Origin of the sequence: Sulfitobacter sp. EhC04 (assembly GCF_001650875.1) — a bacterium.
In the GTDB taxonomy this organism is placed as follows: Bacteria; Pseudomonadota; Alphaproteobacteria; order Rhodobacterales; family Rhodobacteraceae; genus Sulfitobacter.
The window spans coordinates 63,723-80,940 of record NZ_LXYI01000038.1 but is presented as its reverse complement, the minus strand read 5'-3'; the positions used below and the strand labels follow the sequence as shown (position 1 = coordinate 80,940).

At 65.6% G+C, this 17,218-nt stretch carries 10 protein-coding genes; 4 read left to right on the top strand and 6 right to left on the bottom strand.

What is annotated here, in order from left to right:
* Positions 1 to 295: 295 nt before the first annotated feature.
* Positions 296 to 523 carry a DUF2798 domain-containing protein gene (locus tag A8B82_RS16260; protein ID WP_067294673.1) on the bottom strand — a complete coding sequence of 76 codons (228 nt, stop codon included), beginning with the start codon at positions 521 to 523 and terminating at the stop codon, positions 296 to 298.
* 127 nt (positions 524 to 650) lie between these two features.
* Positions 651 to 1,235 carry a DUF1285 domain-containing protein gene (locus A8B82_RS16255; RefSeq protein ID WP_067294671.1) on the bottom strand — a complete coding sequence of 195 codons (585 nt, stop codon included), beginning with the start codon at positions 1,233 to 1,235 and terminating at the stop codon, positions 651 to 653.
* A gap of 70 nt (positions 1,236 to 1,305) precedes the next feature.
* On the opposite strand from A8B82_RS16255, the gene A8B82_RS16250 reads away from it, so the two are divergent.
* Genes A8B82_RS16250 through A8B82_RS16235 form a run of 4 tightly spaced genes read left to right on the top strand, consistent with a single transcriptional unit; the run spans position 1,306 to position 8,031 of the window.
* On the top strand, positions 1,306 to 2,313 hold the full coding sequence (locus tag A8B82_RS16250) for an AAA family ATPase (RefSeq protein WP_067294668.1): 1,008 nt from the start codon (positions 1,306 to 1,308) through the stop codon (positions 2,311 to 2,313).
* The gene (locus A8B82_RS16245; RefSeq protein ID WP_067294665.1) at positions 2,310 to 3,218 is read left to right on the top strand and encodes a DUF58 domain-containing protein; all 909 of its coding nucleotides are present in this window, start codon (positions 2,310 to 2,312) and stop codon (positions 3,216 to 3,218) included. Before A8B82_RS16250 ends, A8B82_RS16245 begins: the two co-directional genes overlap by 4 nt.
* Positions 3,215 to 5,989, top strand: coding sequence for a DUF4159 domain-containing protein (locus tag A8B82_RS16240; RefSeq protein WP_067294664.1), 2,775 nt, complete (start codon positions 3,215 to 3,217; stop codon positions 5,987 to 5,989). The genes A8B82_RS16245 and A8B82_RS16240 overlap by 4 nt, the downstream gene beginning before the upstream one ends.
* Positions 5,986 to 8,031, top strand: a complete 2,046-nt coding sequence (locus A8B82_RS16235) for a hypothetical protein (RefSeq protein ID WP_067294661.1) — start codon at positions 5,986 to 5,988, stop codon at positions 8,029 to 8,031. Before A8B82_RS16240 ends, A8B82_RS16235 begins: the two co-directional genes overlap by 4 nt.
* A gap of 24 nt (positions 8,032 to 8,055) precedes the next feature.
* Here the strand turns inward: A8B82_RS16235 and A8B82_RS16230 are convergent, their stop codons facing one another.
* From A8B82_RS16230 to A8B82_RS16215, 4 genes are all read right to left on the bottom strand, one after another.
* The gene (locus A8B82_RS16230; protein WP_067294658.1) at positions 8,056 to 8,967 is read right to left on the bottom strand and encodes a nickel/cobalt transporter; all 912 of its coding nucleotides are present in this window, start codon (positions 8,965 to 8,967) and stop codon (positions 8,056 to 8,058) included.
* Positions 8,952 to 9,602 carry a DUF1007 family protein gene (locus tag A8B82_RS16225; RefSeq protein ID WP_067294656.1) on the bottom strand — a complete coding sequence of 217 codons (651 nt, stop codon included), beginning with the start codon at positions 9,600 to 9,602 and terminating at the stop codon, positions 8,952 to 8,954. The genes A8B82_RS16230 and A8B82_RS16225 overlap by 16 nt, the downstream gene beginning before the upstream one ends.
* Before the next feature lie 81 nt (positions 9,603 to 9,683).
* A complete protein-coding gene (gene pbpC / locus A8B82_RS16220) occupies positions 9,684 to 11,708 on the bottom strand; it encodes a penicillin-binding protein 1C (RefSeq protein WP_067294655.1) in 2,025 nt (674 codons plus the stop codon).
* Complete coding sequence (locus A8B82_RS16215) at positions 11,705 to 17,143, bottom strand: alpha-2-macroglobulin family protein (protein ID WP_082899341.1); 5,439 nt, start codon at positions 17,141 to 17,143, stop codon at positions 11,705 to 11,707. The genes pbpC and A8B82_RS16215 overlap by 4 nt, the downstream gene beginning before the upstream one ends.
* Between the last annotated feature and the right edge of the window lie 75 nt (positions 17,144 to 17,218).

Sequence of the window (17,218 nt, the reverse complement as noted above, 5' to 3'; positions counted from 1 at the left end):
CCCCACCCTTTTTCACTCCCCCCATTAACCACTCCTTAACGCAACACCTTCGTCCGCTGCGTTCACATCTTCCCGCAACACCCGCCCGTGTACCCGCTGGTGCACGGCATGTGTACGGCCGGTGCACAGGTTGTGCGCCGATTCGTCCTTCAAAATAACGCTGTTAACTAAAGCGCCCCGCCTTGAACTTGAATCGCCGATACCCTGCCGCGCTTCGCGCTCTCGGGACATCGGCGATACCGGGTGTATCAGGTTAAAGGCGGGACGCTGTGTTCAGCCCAGGTTCAGCCCGAAGTCAGCCCTGACGGACCAGTTTCGCCACCAGGCGGCGGGTCAGCGGGGCGACCAGCAGGACCGCCGGAAAGGCGATGGCCCAGCTTGCGATCCACGCTCCCATCCACAGCGTCAGGACCCCCTCGCCCAGCCCCGTCGCGCGCAGGGTGGCGATGCCGGAGACCATGCAGGACATCAGCCCCGACAGGATCAGGCCAAAGAGGATCGGGGCGTACCTTGGGGGGATCATGGGCGTTTCATCCGGTTCAGGGCGTCTTCTTGGGACCACCGGGGTGGTGTTCCGCCTTGACATACCCCTGATATCCGGGCACCTCAAGCCGGTCGAAAAGCCCTTTGAAATCAACGCCTCGGCGGTGTCACGGCTCCTGCGGCAGGTCCTCGGAGGGGATCATGCCAAAGAAGCTGCCATCAGACCACAGGCCGAACCACCCCTCGTGATGCTCCCCGATTTCGACCATGCGGTAAAAGCTCTTGCGGTCGATCAGCGCCTCCAGGTTGCGGCGGATCAGGATATAGGGGGCAGGTTCCCCCGTTTCATCGTCCCGCGCCACCCGGATCGGATGATCCGCCCCCGCGACGGCGCTGTCCTCCACATTGGTGACAAAGCGCAGGCGCTGGTCCTGCCCCTGCCCCTCCACCTCGAAATCCACGGCGATGAAGGGCGCGTCCTCGACCGTGATGCCCACTTTCTCCACCGGCGTGACCAGGAAGTAATCCTCCCCCTCCCGCCACAGAATCGATGCGAACAGCCTGACCAACCCGGGCCGCGCAATCGGCGTGCCCTCGTAAAACCAGGTCCCGTCCCGCCGTATCTGCATGTCGATGTCCCCGCTGAACGGCGGGTTCCATTTTTCCAGCGGCGGCAATCCGCGTGGTTTTGCGGCTTTTACAGCCTCTGCGAGGCTTTCTGCCGAGGGGGTAACGCTTTTTTGTCCACTCATTGCTTTTGCCATTCCCCGTATGAGAGATACACTTACACTGAACCGATATAACCCAAGGGACGCGTTTGTCATGAGTGATGCAGAAGACATGGTCGCCGAGATCGAGACGCTGGGCGTCAAACTGGCCGAGGCCAAGCAGTCGATCACCCGGCGTTTCATCGGTCAGGAGCGGGTTGTCGAACTGACCCTGACTGCCCTGTTGTGCGGCGGCCACGGGCTGTTGATCGGCCTGCCGGGTCTGGGCAAGACGCGTCTGGTGGAAACCCTCAGCACGGTGATGGGCCTGGATGGCAACCGGGTTCAGTTCACGCCCGACCTGATGCCCGCCGATATCCTGGGTTCCGAGGTGTTGGACACCGCTGAAGACGGATCGCGCAGGTTCCGCTTTATCGAGGGGCCGGTTTTCTGCCAGTTGCTGATGGCAGACGAGATCAACCGCGCCAGCCCGCGCACGCAATCCGCGCTGTTGCAGGCGATGCAGGAAAAGACCGTGACCGTCGCAGGGCAAAGCCGTGCGCTGGGCGTGCCGTTTCACGTTCTTGCCACCCAGAACCCGATTGAACAGGAAGGCACCTACCCCCTGCCCGAGGCGCAGCTTGACCGCTTTCTTGTTCAGATCGACGTGGCCTATCCGGACCGCGATACGGAACGCGATATCCTGCTGGCCACCACCGGCGAGGTGGAAGAACAGTCCAGCCAGGTCTTTACCACGGCTGAGCTTCTGGCCGCGCAACGCCTGTTGCGGCGCATGCCTGTCGGTGAATCGGTGGTCGAGATGATCCTCGATCTGGTCCGTGCCTTCCGCCCGGAAGAGGAAGGTGCCAGTGCCCGTGTGCGCGAATCCGTCGCCTGGGGCCCCGGCCCTCGCGCGGCGCAATCGCTGATGCTGGCGGTGCGGGCGCGCGCCCTGCTGCATGGGCGCCTTGCCCCATCTGCCGAGGATGTCATTGATATGGCCCGCCCGGTGCTGAGCCACCGGATGGCGCTGAACTTTGCCGCACGCGCACGGGGTGACAGCCTTCAGGGCCTGATCGAGGAAACAGCCGCCAGCCTGTCCGGGGCCAAGGCGGCAGCGTGACCGGCCCTCTTGCCCCTGGTGGATATACGCCCGAGAGTCTTCGCGCCGACGGGGAGGAGGAGGCAGCCCGCCTGCCCGCCCTGCTGGCGCGTGCCGAGCATCTGGCGGGGGCCGTGCTGCTGGGTGCGCATGGGCGCAGACGTGCGGGCGTTGGCGATGATTTCTGGCAGTACCGTCCGGCCCAGATTGGCGACAGCCGCCGCATGATCGACCATCGCCGCAGCGCCATGGGCGACCATGAATTCGTGCGCGAGCGGGAATGGCAGATCGCTCAGTCGGTGATGCTCTGGGTCGATCAGGGCGCGTCGATGCGGTTTTCCAGCGATCCCAAGTTGCCGCAGAAATCCGACCGCGTTCGTCTGCTGGGCCTGGCGCTGGCGATCATGCTGCTGAGGGGCGGCGAACGCGTTGGCCTGACCGGTACACGCCTGCCGCCGCGCAGTGGCAACCCGCAATTGCTGCGGCTGGCCGAGGTGTTCTGCCAGGATGACGAAACGGACTACAGCCCGCCAGAGCATCGGGCGATGGTCCCCCATGCGCGGGCTGTCTTTATCTCTGATTTCATGGGCGAGATGAGCGGTGTGAAACTGGCGCTGACCAAGGCGGCGGACCGTGGCGTGCGTGGCGTGCTGTACCATGTGCTCGATCCTTCCGAAGAGGCGTTTCCCTTCCGGGGGCGCACGATTTTCGAAAGCGTGGGCGGCACCCTCAGGCACGAGACGCTCAAGGCTAACGACTTGCGCGACCGCTATCTTGAGCGGCTCGCCACCCGCAAGGCAGAGCTGCAAACGCTCTGTGCGGTAACCGGCTGGCGCTATGGGCTGCATCATACGGATGCCTCTGCGCAATCGGCACTGCTGTGGCTTTATGCAGCGCTGGATGCCCGCGCGGGGGTGGCGGCATGACGGTATTGGGCGGCATCGGCTTCACCGCGCCCTGGCTGCTGCTTGCACTGGCGGCGCTTCCGATCCTCTGGCTGATCCTGCGCGCCGTGCCGCCTGCCCCGATCCGGCGGCGGTTTCCCGGTGTGGCACTGCTGCTGGGCCTCAAGGACGACGAAAGCGTGTCCGACCGCACACCCTGGTGGCTTCTGCTGCTGCGGATGCTGGCAGTTGCGGCGATCATTCTCGGCCTGGCCGGTCCGGTGCTGAACCCGCAGGAGGATCAGGCGCAGGGCAGTGGGCCGCTGCTGATCGTGCTGGATGGCACATGGGCCGGGGCCACCCGCTGGACCGAGCAGATGCAGGCCGTCGAGGCGCAGCTTTCCCGCGCCGCGCGGGCCAATCGCACGGTGGCGGTGCTGGCGCTGACCCGCCCGGAGGAACCGCTGTTCCAGGCGGCTGATGTCTGGCGCGGCCGCCTGGCCGGCTTCACTCCCGCGCCATGGCAACCCTCCCCCGCCGATGTCGCGCGGGCCACGGCAATCATCGACCAGATGGAGGGGTTCGATACGCTTTGGTTCAGCGACGCGCTGGAGTATGAAGGCCGGGAGGAAATGCTGGCCAGACTTCAGGCGCAAGGCGACGTCGAAGTCTATCAGACAGCGGCAAACGTGCTTGCCATCAGCCCGGCTACCTATGCCGACAGCGTGGTCAAACTTCAGGTTGCCCGTGCCGCACCGGGGCCTGCGCGCGATGTCACCATCCAGGCAGAGGGGCGCGACCCCGCCGGAAATGCGCGCATCCTGGCAACCGCAACCGGGTCATTTTCGGATGGCGAGAGTCTGGGCACGGCGGAGGTCTCCCTGCCTGCCGAGATGCGGGCGCGAATTACCGGGTTCGTGATTGCCGGGCAACGTTCAGCCGGGGCGGTGACGCTGGTGGATGATGCCCTGCGGCGGCGCGAGGTTGCGTTGATCGGCGGGCGTGGCGACCGCGAGGCGCTACAGCTTCTGTCTCCGCTGCATTACATCGAACAGGCACTTGCCCCCACTGCCGACCTGATCGACGGGTCGATTTCCGATGTACTGCCCGCCAACCCCGATGTGATTGTTCTGGCCGACATCGCCACCCTGTCAGAGGCCGAGGCAACGCCATTGACCGAGTGGATCGAGAACGGCGGGATGCTTGTCCGATTTGCCGGGCCGCGCATTGCAGCGAGCGACGTCAGCCGAATAGACGAAGACCCGCTGATGCCGGTGCGCCTGCGTGCGGGTGGGCGCAGCGTGGGCGGCGCGATGAGCTGGGGTGAACCCAAGTCGCTGGCCCCGTTCCGCGACACCTCTCCCTTCTTTGGCCTGCCGGTGCCGGACGACGTGACAGTGACCGCACAGGTCGTCGCGCAACCCGATCCGACCCTTGCCGACCGGGTCATTGCCTCGCTCAGCGACGGCACGCCGCTGGTCACCCGCAAGACAGTGGGTCAGGGGCAGATCGTGCTGTTCCACGTCACTGCCACGGCGGAATGGTCCACCCTGCCGTTGTCGGGCCTCTTCGTCCAGATGATGGAACGGCTTGCGGTGTCCTCTGCCGCCGCCCAGCCCGATGCGGGCGACCTCAGCGGGACAACATGGACCCCGCTGCGGATCATGGACGGGTATGGCACCCTGTCCGATGCGGGCACGCTGCCGGGCGTGGAAGGCGGCGATCTGGTCAGCGCCCCTGCCGGGCCTGCGCTGCAACCGGGCATATACGCCAATGCGGACCGCAGGCTGGCCCGCAACGTATTTACCGCCGACAGCACGCTGACCCCGGCCAGTTGGCCTGCAGATGTACCCCTGCGCGGGCTTGCTGTCCCGCCGGAGCAGCCCGTGGCGGGCTGGTTGCTTAGCTTCGCGATCCTGTTGCTGCTGGCGGATGTGGTGGCGTCGCTGGCCCTGTCAGGCCGGTTGCTGGGCCGTCGCGGCGCAGCGGTCGTTGGCGCATTGATGCTTGCCATGGGCCTGCCCCTCAACCCGGCGGACGCGCAGTCAGCCGAGGCCGATGCATTCGCCCTCGCCGCCACGGTCGAAGTTTCGCTGGCCCATGTGATCACCGGTGATGCGGAGGTGGACGACATCGCCGCTGCGGGCCTGAAAGGGCTTTCCGATGTGCTGTTCTTTCGCACCTCCGTCGAACCCGCACCGCCCACGGCGGTCAACCTGGAAACCGATGAACTGGCGTTCTTCCCGATCCTCTATTGGCCGATCACGCCCAATCAGCCGCGCCCCTCGTCCGAGGCCTATTCCAAGTTGAACAGCTACTTGCGCTCCGGCGGCATGATCCTGTTCGACACGCGCGATGCGGATATCGCGGGCCTGAGCGGGTCCAGCCAGAATGGCCGCAAGTTGCAGGACCTTGCCGCGCCGCTGGACATTCCGCCATTGGAGCCCCTGCCCGCCGATCACGTGCTGACGCGCACCTTTTATCTGCTACAGGATTTTCCGGGCCGCTATAACAGCCGCGATGTCTGGGTGGAGGCCTCTCCGCCCGATGCAGAGCAGATCGAGGGAATGCCGTTCCGCAATCTCAACGACGGTGTGACGCCGGTGGTGATCGGCGGCAATGACTGGGCTGCGGCCTGGGCCGTGCGCAGCGACGGCGCGCCGCTGTTGCCCATCGGCCGGGGATATGCCGGTGAACGGCAGCGGGAGCTTGCCAACCGGTTTGGCGTGAACCTGATCATGCATGTATTGACCGGGAATTATAAATCGGACCAGGTCCATGTGCCTGCCCTGCTGGATCGGCTTGGCCAATGAGTGCAACTGTCGTCTTTGATCCCCTAATTCCGATGGCGCTGCTGCTGGTGGTGGCCATTGTCGCCGCGCTTTCGATCATCCTTGCGATCCTGCGGGGTCTGAACGGCTGGGGCCTGCGTGCCGGGGCGGCGCTGGTGGTGTTGGGAGGCCTGGCAAACCCGTCTTACCAGCAGGAAGACCGCGCACCGCTGACCGACATCGTCTTTCTGGTGGAGGACGAGAGCGCCAGCCAGACTCTGGGCACGCGCACTGCGCAATCCAGCGCGGCGGCTGCCGCCCTTGCCGCGCAGATCACTGCCCGCCCCAACACGGAACTGCGCCGCATTGCCGTCCCCGACGGGGAAGGCGATGCAGGCACTGAACTGATGACCGCCCTGTCAAATGCCATGGCGGAAGAGCCGCGCGCGCGCATCGCGGGTGTCCTTGCAATCTCTGACGGGCGCATCCATGACGCCGATCTTCCCGTGGACCTGCCCGCGCCCCTGCACCTGCTGATGAGCGGAGAGGAGACCGACTGGGACCGCCGCCTGACCGTCCGAAACGCCCCCGCCTTTGCCATCATCGGCGAGCCGGTCACCCTGACATTGCGCATCGACGATCTGGGGGCCGCCCCTGCCGATAACCCGCTCGTGCAACTCGACATCTCCATCGACGGGGACGAACCGCAAAGCTTTCGCGTCCCGGTGGGCGAGGATCTGGAACTGCCGGTGACCCTGCCCCACGGCGGACGCAACGTGATCCAGTTCACCCTGCCAGAGGCAGAAGGCGAATTGACCGACCGCAACAATACCGCATTGATCCAGATGAACGGCGTCCGCGACCGGCTGCGGGTGCTGCTGGTATCGGGCGAACCACACCCCGGCGGGCGCACCTGGCGCAACCTGCTGAAGTCGGACAGTTCCGTCGATCTGGTGCATTTCACCATTCTCAGACCCCCTGAAAAGCAGGATGGCGTTCCGGTCAACGAACTGTCGCTGATCGCCTTTCCGACCCGCGAATTGTTCATGGAAAAGATCGAGGATTTCGACCTGATCATTTTCGACCGTTACAAGCGCCGGGGCATCCTGCCCTCGCTCTATCTGGAGAACGTGGCGAACTACATCCGCAAGGGCGGCGCAGTGCTGGTTGCCGCCGGTCCGGACTTTGCCACTGCCGACAGTCTCTACCGCTCGCCCCTGGGGGCCGTGCTGCCCGCCACGCCGACCACGGCACGGGTGATCGAGGAACCCTATCTGCCCAAGGTCACCGACATCGGCAAACGGCACCCGGTGACGGCTGATCTGCCGTCTTCCGGCGACTGGGGCCGCTGGTTGCGCCAGATCGACCTGACCCAACCAAAGGGCAACGTGGTAATGCAGGGTGTCGATGACCGCCCGCTGCTGGTGCTGAACCGGGTCGATGAGGGCCGCGTGGCCCTGCTCGCCTCGGATCACGCCTGGTTGTGGAGCCGGGGCTACGAGGGCGGTGGCCCGCAGCTGGAACTGCTGCGTCGGCTGGCGCACTGGATGATGAAGGAACCTGAACTGGAGGAGGAGGCATTGACCGCCACCGCCGAAGGCCAGACCATGCGCATCCGTCGCCGCACGCTGGAGGAAACGGTGCCACCGGTCACGGTCATCGGGCCGGACGGCAGCACCGTCGAACTGACGCTCAAGGAAGTGTCCCCCGGTATTTTCGAGACTGTTTTTCAGGGACCGGAGATCGGGCTTTACCGATTGGCGAACGGCGATCAGAACGCTGTCATCGGCCTTGGCCCCGCCGCCCCGCGCGAATTTGTCGAAACCATTGCCAGCGATGAGGTCATGCGCCCGTTGGTGGACAGCATGCGTGGCGGCGTGGCGCGGCTGGAGGACGGGCTGCCCCGACTGCGGGACGTGCGGCCCGGACGGCCCGCTGCCGGGCGTGGTTGGCTCGGCCTGACCCCGCGCGATGCTTTCGAGACCCGCGATGTCACCCAGACACCGCTGTTGCCGGGCTGGCTGGTGCTGCTGCTGTCGGTGCTGCTGATCACGGGGGCATGGCTGCGCGAGGGGCGGCGCTGACCGGCCCGTGCCGGATGTGCCGCGCTACAGCGACCGGATCAACAGGCCCCCGGCCAGAACGATCACGGTCAGCCCTGCCAGCACCTCAAGCACGGCAGCCGTCTTTGCAAGGCGGGCGGAGCCGCTGATACCTGCCAGCAGGCCACCGCGCAAACCGCCTGCCGCCAGCCCCACGGCAATGGTGACAACCGCAGTCCCCAAAGCCATGGCAAAGGCCCCGCCGATGCCCAGCCCGCCGATGCCCATCTGCCAGGTGATCACCAGAACAAACAGCGCCCCGGTGCAGGGTCTGATCGCGATCCCGGCGATCAGGCCGATTGCGGCGCGCAACGAATGCACCTGTTGCACCTGTGCCAGAGTCGGACCATGGGCATGACCACACTCCTGACAGACACCATGGTCATGGCCTGTGCCGTGATCATGTGCGTGATGGGGGTTGGCAGGCCGGGCAGATACCTTGCGTGCGCCGCGGAACAAAAGCCACAGACCGATGGCGGAAATGGCCGCATAACTGGCCGGGGCCATGATGTCTTCGGTCACGCCGACCAGCGCCTCGCGCCCCAGATCAAGGATCAGCACACCGGCATAGACCAGCACGATGGCCGTCGCGGCCTGCCCCAGCGACGCCAGGCCCGCGATCAGTGAGAGGCGCAGCATCGGGACGTCACTGCCCATGCCGTATCCGCCGATCAGAACCTTGCCGTGGCCCGGCCCCGCCGCATGGGCCAGCCCATAGGCAAAACAAGCGCCCAGCAAGGCCAGCACCGCGCCGTCATCACCGGCACGCGCTGCGCGCAACGCCGCGGCAATGGTGTTTTGAAAGGATCGCTGCAATCCCGCCGCCCAAAGCGCGATCTGGTCAAAGCCGCCGATCACCCAGAACGCCGCAAGCAGCACCAGAACCGCAAGCGCGGCAAATGTCAGGACGCGCCGCATGTGACAATCACCGTCGATGCCAGATCGGCCCCGATGTTGGGAAGCCCCGCATCATCCGGGTCGCTGTCCGCGTCCAGCGCGGCCAGCTCTTCGCGGACAGCCATAAGCCCCTTGTTCAGATCCGGCATCCTGACCCGGCTGCGGCAGTTCTCGGTGCCCTCTATCGTGACCGGCAGGGTCACGTCGTATGCTGTGTAATAAGTCCGGTCATAGGGTTTGACCTCGAAGGCAGGCCCCGCCGCCGAGGCACCCTCGATACTGCGGAAATGGGTCGTGATCACGCGGCCCTCCTTCAGCGTGGCCGTATAGTTCTCGGGGCCCGAAAGGCGCAGCGGCGCGGCACCCTGCGTGATTTCCAGATCGCCATTGAACCCTTCTATCCATTGCATGTCGAAACCGGTCAGCGCGGCCTGCTCTGCCTCTGTCAGCTTGCCATCGAAATCGGCGTCCAGCTCCATGTCCTCGGTGACCAGCAAGGAATAGAATTCATCGTAGGCCCAGGTCACTTCAACCTTCGTCAACCGCCCATCGGGGTCAAAATGAAAAGCCAGGCCAGTATCCACAAAGACATGTGGATGTGCCATCAGCCCATGGGCCGACGTGCAGAAAAGCAAGGTGACCAGCAGTCGTTTCATCGTCGCCAGTCCTAGCGCAAGCGTCTGCGCCCAGCAATGGCGCGCAAGCGGCTGTGGCACGTTTCGGCCAAGCGGCACGGGTCAATCAAGCCTGATCTCGACCTCAGCCCCCCGTCCGGCCGCATCAATCACCTGAATGCGTGAGAACCCCGGCCCCAGCGCCGACAACATCGCATCGCGGCGGCGCAGGCCGGTCAGCACCGGCGCGCCGTTCACCAGCACCGTCATCGGCAGGACACCGGCCCGCCATTTCAGCGGAATGCCATCGCCGCTTTGCCGCAGGACCGCGCCGTCGGGTGGGAATGTGACCATGGGCGCACGGGCATCGCCGCTGAAAACCGCGTCACGGGGCCGGAACCGCTGCAACGGTTTGGGCAGGGACGCCGTGCTGAGAATCAGGGTTTCGGGCGGTGGCACCGACAGCGGGGTGCGCGTTGCGGCCAGACGGCCAAAGGTCTCGAACAGGATCGGCGCGGCAAGGTTGCCCCCGAATGCACCGGGCACCGGGGTGCCATCGGGCCTGCCGAGCCAGACCCCGACCACATGCGCGCCGTCATATCCGATGGCCCAGGCATCGCGATGGCCATAAGACGTCCCCGTCTTGTAGGCAATCTGCCCCGGTCGGGCTGCCGTGCCGGGCGGCGGGGTGATACCGGCAAGGATATGCCCCACCTGCCAGGCCGCTGCCCGTGACATCATGCGCCGCGCGGGCGGCTTTTCGGTATCCTTCAGCCAGACCAGAGGCTGCGCCGTCCCGCCGGAGGCAAGGCCCGCGTAAAGCTGCACCATATCATTCAGTGTCAGCCCCACGCCACCCAACGCCACCGCCAGACCCGGCTTGCCCGAAAGCTGGGGCTGCGCACCGCCTTGCCGCAGGCTGGCCATCAGCCGCGCCGGGCCCAGTTCCTGTGTCAGCAGGACAGGCGGGATGTTCAGCGACAGTTGCAGCGCCTCGCGCACCGTCAGCTCTCCACGGTACTGGCCATCGAAATTCTGTGGCGCGTAGCTGCCAAAGGCCACCGGGGAATCGTCGATCAGCGTGTCGGGGTGTGCCAATCCCTGATCAAAGGCCAGACCATAGATGAAGGGTTTCAGCGTCGATCCGGGCGACCGAACCGCCCGCGTCATGTCGACAAAGCCCAGCGCCCCGTCCACTGCCGCATAGGCCGGTGACCCGACAGAGGCGAGGATGTCACCGCTGCGATGATCCGCAACAACAATGGCCGCCGAGACGCCGCGCTGCTGGCCCTTGACCGCCCGCCGTGCCAGCGCCTCAACCTGGTACTGTACCCCGGCATCCAGCGTCAGGTCATGGCGCGGGGCCAGCGGGTCTGCCCGCCGGGCCACATCCGCCAGATGCGGGGCCAGCCGGACCATGGGTTTCATCACCTTCGGGATCGCCGGCATCAAATCCCGCTCCGGCGCGTTGAGGCGCGCCAGAACACGGTCGCGTGCCGCACGGGCTGTTTCAGGGTGGCGATCAGGGCGGCGGGTTTCAGGTGATTGAGGCAGTGCCACCATCAGCGCCGCTTCGGCCTGGGTCAGCCGCGCGGGGGCCTTACCGAACCACGCCAGCGTTCCGGCCCGCAGCCCCTCCAACGGGCCGCCATAAGGCGCGTGGTTCAGGTAGAGTTCCAGTATCTGAGCCTTGGTCAAACGCCGCTCAAGCGCCAGCGCCACGCGGATCTGACGCAACTTGCCCGGCCAGCGCCCGGTTCCGGAGTTTTCCAGCAAGCGCGCGACCTGCATCGTCAGGGTGGAGCCGCCCGATCGGACTTCCCCCTGCCAAAGCGCCTGCGCAGCCGCACGGGCCAGAGCGATCGTATCGACACCGGCATGTCGGTAGAACCGCTTGTCCTCGTAACGGACAAGCATGTTCAGGTAACCGGCATCGACCTGATCCAGCCTTAATGCCAGCCGGAGGCGGCCGTTTTCCACCGGGAACACCCGCAACAACGCCCCGTGACGGTCGTGCACCTCGACCGAGGTTTCCACCAGCACCGGCGGCAACACCGTTTCGGACACCCAACGGTCAAAGCTGTCGCGCAGGCCGGCTGCAAGCCCCAGCGCGATCACCAGCGCGAAAAGACCATAGCGCCGGATCATGGCGTGACCATCACCTCGCCGGTGTCTGTGTTGGCGCGGTATTCGGGGCGATACATGTCCTCGACCGTGGCCGCGGGATGGTGGTAGGTCCCCGGCGTCACCGCGCGCACCATATAGGCAAGGCGGAACGGCTCTGCACTGCTGTGGTTCACCGCCGCGATAAAGCGGTCACTGCGGAATTCGGCGTTCTCCGCATCTGTCGTTTGCAGCCAGTCGAGACTGCTGACCTCCCCGCCGCGCAACAGGTTCGGATTGTCGATCTCGTACCCTGCGGGCAGCGGGTCGTCCACGATCAGGCGCGCGCCCACATTCTCGAAGGGTGTCACCGTGATCACCACCACCAGCCGGTCACCCGAGGCAACCGGCCCGCTGACCGGCGCACCATCGGGGGTGAAATAGCTGCGATCAATGGCATAACCATAGCCGTCCGCCGCCGGGGGCACCTGCGGCACGCCATAGGCGGTCATCGTGATGTCGATGGGTGTGGCGCTGATATTCTCGATCACCGACAGGCCAGATTGCCGATCACTCAGCCGTTTGATCACCGGTCCGCGCGCCTCCTCACCGTCCACGCGCAGCGACGGCACCGCATCGGGCGAGGCAAGCGCATGGGCCGCCATTACCACCTGCGCGGCCTCCTGCGTCGACAGGCGCTTGTCCTCATTCCGCACCCAGGAGATCAGCGTGGCGGGTTCAACCGCATTGCTGCCTGCCTCGGCGCTCAGCTTGAGCACGGCAGCGGTGTCGCGCAGGCTGGTGCCGAAATCGGCGCGGTAACTGCGCCGCTGGTCCCTGTCGCGCAGCAACAGCACACCTGCACGCCGGAACATCGCATCGGCACGCACCGGATCGCCGTAAGCGGCCAGTGCCGCGCCAATCTGGGCGGCGGCCAGCGGTGTGCCAAAATCATTGGCCTTTGTGTCGGCGTAGTACCGCAGGTCGCCCATGTTCGCCGCTCCTTCGCGGGCAAGCACCAGCAGGGCATAGGCGACATCCTCGCCCCCATTGTCAAAGTCGGGGGCATAGGCGATGCGGTTGCGCAGATTGTCCATGGCAATCCCGAAGGCAATATCGGGCACCTCGTACCCTTCAGCCCGCGCCCGTGACAGGAAATCGGTCACATAGGCATCCAGCCAGAACTCGCCCGAAGACGCATTCCAAAGGCCAAAGGCCCCGTTGCTGGACTGGCGGGTCAGCACGCGCGCAATTGCAGCGTCGATCTTGGCGCGAATGCGCTCCGGCTCTCCCAATCCGGCGGCTTCGGCCATGGAAGACAGATACAACAGCGGCATCGCCGCCGATGTGACCTGTTCGGTACAGCCATAGGGGTAGCGATCCAGCTGCCGCAGCAGCCCCGGCACGTCGAAACGCGCCAGCGGTCCGGCTGTCAGGGTCGCCTCGCCCGTGCCGGGGCGCATCCCGGCAAAGACGTTGTTGTCAAAGGTAAACGTTTCGCCAACACCCAGCGCGAATTTGCGGGTGATGGCAGTTTCGGGATCGTTGTCGCGCACCGGCATGGTCAGCACCTTGCGCAAAGTCGTGCCAGCCGGGGTCTGCAAGCTCACGGTAATCAGCGGATCGCCATTCTCGCGCCCGGTGACGGGGATTTCGACGCGCGTTGTGCCCTCCTGACCCAGACTGACCGTCTGCGGCACATCGCCCAGGGCCACGGCAGCATCGGCCACCACGCTCAGCGGAATGTCACCGGCGGGGCCCTCGGCATGGACAAACTCCAACAGCAGGCGGCTGTCGTCACCGGGGGCCAGGAAGCGCGGCAGGGAGGCGGTGACCACCACCGGATCGCGGGCGATCACATCTGTATCGGCGTCCCCCACGGCACTGCCGGACCAGGCGACCGCCATCAGCTTGATCGTGCCATTGAAGGACGGCTTGATGATCTCGACCTCTGCCCGGCCATCGGGGCCCACGGCCACCGGACCGGCGAAGAAAGCCATCAGTTCCTCGGTTGGTGGCGGCGATTGCACCTGCGCCCCGCCGGATGCATCCCCGCCAGAGCGGACCGCGCCCAGCGCGCCGTTCATCCCGTCGATGAGGCGGCCATAGACATCGCGCATCTCGACACCCAGCCGCCGCTGGCCAAAGTAATGGCCGTTCACGTCGGGCGCTTCGAACCGCGTGAGGTTCAGAATGCCCTGATCCACGGCGGCAAGGGTGACATAGGCGGTCTCTCCCGGCATCACGCCCTCGACCAGCACGGCGGCACGCATGGTGCCTGCCTGACCGTCCACCACCTCGGGCGCATCAAAGCTGACCTGCAACTGCTTCTGCCCCGGTTCCACGGCGGCATGAACCAGCCCCAGGCTGCGCGCGGGGTTCAGGCCCGCGTCCACATCCATGCCCCGCAGCACCGACGCGGTCACATAGGCACCGCTGCCCCAGTCTTCCGTCACGGTCAGCGGCAGGGTGTTTTCGCCCTTGGTCACGGCGACGACCTTGCGCTCGATCACCCGGTTGGACAGCACCGTCAGGATTGCAACGCCGTCGCCATCGGCCATCAGGCGGACCTGCACCGGATCGCCCACCGCAAAGGAATCGGCATTGAGCGACATTTCCAGCCGGTCCGGCGTGTCGGTTTCGCCATCGCCCCCGTACCAGCCGGAGTAAAACTGCACCGAGGACAGGGCATAAGGCGCGCCAATGCGCTCCACGACCAGCTCGTATTCGCCCCATTGGGTCGGGGCGCTGATCCGCGCGGATTCGGCCCCCAGTGTCACCTCGCCGGTTGCTGCACGGAGGCGGCGCACGGTCGGCTCCCATTCCCAGCTGCCGTATTGCTGATACCATTGATACCGTGTCTCGACCTTGTTCAGGGTCCAGCGGACCTGCATCGGGGCGGTGCCGCCTTCGGGTGTCACCGCGATCAGGTCAAATCCGGCATCGCCACCCTCTGGCAAGGTGCCGTCGAAGGCCGGTTTGATTCCGATCATCGTGGCTTGCGGCGTGAGCGGTCTGCTCAGGCGGCGCTCTACCGGGCGGCCTGACCCTTCGGAGACCTGAAGGATGATCTCGGCTTCCAACGGCAGGCCGGGGTCCTCGTCCAGTGTCGGGAACTTCAGCGCAAGCGTCGCGGTGCCTGCCGCATCTGTCACCGTATCGTCCAGCGCCGAAGTGCGCGTGCGAAAGGAGACATCATGCGGACCAAAGCGGTAGCCCTCCCATCCCGGCAGGGACCGTTTTGCGCGCAGGCGCAGGTCGCCACGCACCGGCAGGTCGGCCCCCGGCGCACCAAAGAGATAGCGCACATCGACCCGCAGGGGCGGGCTGCTGCGCAGCGTCAGGGGCGCGTCTGGCAGGGTCATCTCGAAATCCAGACGCTCGGGCAGGAAATCCTCGACCAGCACGGTCTGGCTGGCCAATGCCGGGGCATCCACATCCGACAGCACGTCGATGCGCCATGCACCGCGCGGCACATCCGCGCCCAACGGCAGGGCAAAGACATGACCGCCAGCCCTGGCATTCTGGCTGAGGTGGCGGGAATATTCGACACCATCGGGCCGCCGGAGGATTGCAGTCACCGGCAGATCCGTCAGCGCAGCGGCCTGGCCGTCACGGGTCAACGCGGTTGCATAGATCGTCTCGCCCACGCGATAGGCGCCCCGGTCGGTCGTCAGGAAGGTGTCGATCGGCGGCGCGGGCGGATTGCCCTCCACCCCCCGGTCGGACAGATCGAAGGCCGGATCGGTCAGCGGCAGGAAGGCGATATCAGCTGTGCCATCCTCTGCCACCAGCAGCGCGGGCGCTGCGGCACCGGACCCGCGCGTCAGACCGGCGGCAAAGCTGGCGAACCCATCCGCATCGGTCGTCGCCTCGCCCAGCACCGCGTTGGCGCGGGAAATCAGGCTCAGCCGGATGCCTGCGCGCGGCGTGGCATCGGCCAGACGCCGCACAGCCACCTGCAACCCGTCGACACCGGACCAGGTGGACAGCCCCAGGTCAGACAGCACAAACCACTGCGTTGCCGCCGGATTGTCATAGGGGTCCTGACCCGGCACCGAAGCGCTGAGCGCATAGACACCTGCGGGCTGATCGGCCAGCACATCACCCATCGGCAACCGCGTTGTCATGTCCACATTCAATTCGTTCTGTGTCTCGCCCTTGCCGCGCCAGACTTCCTGCGCGAGATCGCTGGAAAACTGCTCTGCCTCATACTGGCTCAGCGGGCGGCCGAAATAGCTTTCCCGGATCGTGCGGACCAGATTGCGGTCGCTGACACGCAGCAGCACTAGATCCAGATCGGTGACATTGACCGTCTCTACCGGCAGGGCGGCATCCGCAGCGCGGGGCAGCACATAGGCCCGACCCGGAAACCGCACCTGCGGATCACGGTCGCGAATATAAAGTTGCAGGCGCACGTCCTTGTGCAACGTCTCACCGCTTTGCGCTGGCAGGCCCTTGCGAAAGGTCAGGTCATAGCGCGCACCATGTTCGACGCCGTCGATGCACAGCTGGCTTTCGTCGGCCTGTACAACCAGACCGCGCCCCTCGACCCGGACGAAAGGTTCATAATCCTGCCCAACCTGCACCAGTTTCTCCGAGAACTCGGCGCAGATGCGCGGGGCGGCGGCGTTGTTGTCGACCCGATGCTCAGTGATGCGAAAACCGTATTTTCCGATGGCGTCGTCCAGCGCGGTTTCCAGTTCCTCCCGTGGGGACAGCGACAGCGCCAGCCGCAGCGCCGGGATCATGTCGCGCCCGCGCCGGTTTTCCTCAAGCGCCTGAGCCATCGTCGACAGGGCATCGACCCGCACCGCAAGGCTATCCGCGCGCAGGTAGGCGTTGGTCGCCGCGCGCAGCGCGACGCGGTTGCGCTCTGCCTTTTCGCTGTTGCGCAACTGCTGGGCCCGATCCAGCGACAGCCGGGCCATACGCGCCCAAAGGTCGGCCCGGTCCGTGGCCGCAACGGCCTTGCCCGCCCACGCCAGCGCATTCTCCGTATTGCCCGCCTGCTGCGCGCCGGTCATGGCCGCAATCAGGTCATCCGCCGTTTCCAGCCCAAAGGAATACCGCCGCGCATTGCTTGCAACCAGCGCCCGAGCATTTACCAGGTCCCTGCTGTCAAGGAAGGAAAGTTCCGCCACACGCGCTGATGCCGCAGCCAGAACAGCCGGATCGGTCGCCACCTTGCGCGCAGACATGGCCCCCTCATAGGGCTGCCGGTCCGACACGCCGGACTTCGGAAAACAGGCATTCGACCGGGCGTTAAAGGTAAAGGCGACGCAGGCGTCCTGCGCCGAACAGGCACGCTGGCAGGCATCTTGCGTGGTATCAAAGAGACTGGTCAGATCCGCGCCGTAAAAATCAACGTCACGCGAAAACAGGAAACGATGGTCGGGCACCGCAGTTTGCGCCCAGACCTGCCCGGTCAGCAGGAAAAACAACAAAAATGGCAGACGCAGGGCACGAAAAATCGACATAACAAACTCCGGTTCTAACGCGCCCCGCCTTAAACTTGATACGCCAATACCCTGCCGCGCTGCGCGCACTCGGGA